2 protein-coding genes and 1 pseudogene are annotated in these 2,687 nt (G+C 59.5%); 1 reads left to right on the top strand and 2 read right to left on the bottom strand.

Annotation, left to right across the window (positions count from 1 at the left end; all coding sequences use genetic code 11):
- The first annotated feature begins 227 nt into the window (after positions 1-227).
- Positions 228-2,054 (top strand): malto-oligosyltrehalose trehalohydrolase, encoded by a 1,827-nt coding sequence (treZ, locus tag ACVWXE_RS14290; protein ID WP_457490637.1) that lies wholly within the window; start codon positions 228-230, stop codon positions 2,052-2,054.
- A gap of 62 nt (positions 2,055-2,116) precedes the next feature.
- Here the strand turns inward: treZ and ACVWXE_RS14285 are convergent, their stop codons facing one another.
- Together ACVWXE_RS14285 and ACVWXE_RS14280 are read right to left on the bottom strand one after the other, a co-directional pair.
- Positions 2,117-2,506 carry a hypothetical protein gene (locus tag ACVWXE_RS14285; protein WP_457490636.1) on the bottom strand — a complete coding sequence of 130 codons (390 nt, stop codon included), beginning with the start codon at positions 2,504-2,506 and terminating at the stop codon, positions 2,117-2,119.
- 19 nt (positions 2,507-2,525) lie between these two features.
- Positions 2,526-2,687: pseudogene (locus ACVWXE_RS14280) on the bottom strand (RNA-guided endonuclease TnpB family protein); the annotation flags it as partial.

Raw genomic sequence — 2,687 nt, 5'->3', positions numbered from 1 at the left:
CTCCGTCCCGCTAACGCGAATGGAAACAAACAGAATGCTATCGCTGCATAGTTGAACAGTGATGTTCAGCAGTGTTCAGCGTAAATGTATCAGACCCATTCCACTATGGCAGAGGAGAAGCCAAAAACCCACTCTCCGGCTTTTGCCAGGCATGCTCGCTATAGTGGAAGCCGAGTTGCGGGATAGATTCTGTGTTGCAGGCTTCTCCTTTCTTCCAGGCCGGGCGGATGGGCGCCTATCCCCTGGGCTCAGGCTGCTATCACTTCTCGGTGTGGGCGCCCTTGGTTGAGCAGGTGGAGCTGAAGCTGCTCAGCCCTGTCCAACGTTGCTTTACTCTAGTGCGGGATGAGCAGGGCTATTGGCAGGGGGAGGTGGACGGGATCCCGCCTGGGCCGGTGGACTATCTCTACCGTCTGCACACCCAGGCAGGGGTAGTGGAGCGACCAGACCCGGCCTCCCGCTGTCAACCGCATGGCGTTCATGGCCCCTCGCGGGTGGTGGATCCCCGCTTCGACTGGCAGGATCAGGGGTGGAAGGGGATCCCCCTGTCTCAGTGGATCCTCTACGAGCTGCATGTGGGCACCTTTACCCCTGAGGGCACCTTTGCCGCCCTGATCCCTCGCCTGCCGGAGTTGGTGGAGTTGGGGGTAAACGTGCTGGAGCTGATGCCGGTGGCCCAGTTTCCAGGAGAGCGCAACTGGGGCTACGACGGCGTCTACCCCTACGCGGTGCAGACCAGCTATGGAGGAGCGGCAGGCTTCAAAGCCCTAGTCAATGCCTGCCACCAACTGGGCTTGGCCGTCATCTTGGATGTGGTCTACAACCACCTGGGGCCGGAGGGGAACTACCTGCGGGATTTTGGCCCCTACTTCACCGACAAGTACCACACCCCTTGGGGGGATGCCCTCAACTTCGACGACCGCTATTCTGACGGCGTGCGAGAGTTTTTCCTACAAAACGCCGAGTACTGGCTGGAGGAGTTTCATCTCGATGGGCTGCGGCTGGACGCGGTGCATGCCATCTACGACTTCGGCGCCTACCCCTTCTTGCAGGAATTGGCAGAGCAGGTGGATGCCCTAGAAGCTCGCACTGGCCGGCCCAGGGTTCTCATTGCCGAAAGCGACCTCAACGATGTCCGCCTCATCACCCCCCGAGAGCAAGGGGGCTACGGGCTAGATGCCCAGTGGTGCGATGACTTCCACCACTCACTTCACACCCTGCTTACCGGGGAAAAGACAGGCTACTACCAGGACTTTGGCGAATTGGAGCACCTGGCCAAGGCTTACCGGGAGAGCTACGTTTATTCTGGCCAGTACTCCTGCTACCGCGCCAGGCGTCACGGCAACTCCGCTGTTGGGCGACCGGGATCCCAATTTGTTGTCTGCATTCAAAACCACGACCAGGTGGGCAACCGCAGGCTGGGAGAGCGCCTTAGCCAGCTCACCTCTTTCGAGGGCCTCAAATTGGCTGCCGCTGCCCTGCTGCTAGCTCCCATGCTGCCGCTGCTGTTTATGGGGGAAGAGTATGGGGAAGTGGCGCCATTTCTGTATTTTGTCAGCCACGGGGATCCCGACCTGGTGGAAGCGGTGCGCCAAGGACGCCGCCGCGAGTTCAGCGCCTTTGCCTGGCAGGGAGAGCCGCCGGATCCCCAAGCTGAAGAGACTTTCCTGCGCTCCAAGCTGAATTGGGACTTGAAAAAAGCCGGTCACCACCAGGTTCTCTGGAAGTGGTACCAGGCCCTGATCCAGCTGCGCAAAACCCAGCCGGCCCTCCAGCATCTGGAGCGGGACGGGGTGGAAGTGGAGCTCTTTTCCAACTCTGGCCTAGCTCTGCACCGCCGCCAGGGATCCCAGGCTTTGCTTGCCCTTTTCAATTTCAGCCCCGATCAGCCAGTCACCTATACCCAATGGCCCAGCGGCACCTGGGAAAAACTTTTGGACAGCCATGAGACCCAGTGGTTGGGCAAGGGATCCCAACTGCCGGCAGAAAGCCAAGGGGATCCGGTTGAGGTACTGGGCTATGGGGTGGGCCTCTATGGTGCTTTGCACCGCTAACGCAGATGGCTGCGGCCAGAAGGGAAATCTCGACCGCTCCAGACCTGGCAAACGGAAACGGTCTAGCCGATCTTCGCGCCGCGGAAATAGAGGGAGTCAGGCAAGGGCCTGCGGGCGAGGCTGGGATTTTGGGAAGGTTTGCTCACCGGTTGGCCGCGATAGGTCAGCTTGGGCTTGGCAGGGTTGCCCGTAGGAGCAGCCTCTGGTTGGGACTGCACGGGTACGCCCGGCGACAGTTGAGCCCACACTTCCGCGTGATTCTCAAACTGCACCACAATGCTAAGAAATCCCCTTTCAATGTCGGCGCGACAGGCAGATATCGCGTCTTGGGCGCGTTTGTACACTTGCCGAAGGGCGTAGAAGTGATTCTGAAACTTGATCACCTCCACCAAACCCTGAGGAGTCGAAGCCCAGAAGCCACTGTCTGTATCGCTGTAGTCGAGAATAACCATGGCTAACTCCTACAGTAAACTACCCGACTCCGACCGCTAAAGCGTTACGGAGCGGGCTTTCAGTAGCCCTGAGCCTGCTCTGCTCCACCAGAGAACAAAACAGGCCCGAACCTCTAGGCTGGTTTACGGCAGCCCCCAAAAGCGCAATCACCTTCGCACCGTTAAAATCCGCATCCCCTTC

This window comes from Thermostichus sp. MS-CIW-41 (assembly GCF_054058915.1).
Note: the sequence above shows the minus strand (reverse complement) of the source record. Positions and strands in the feature narration are given on the sequence as shown.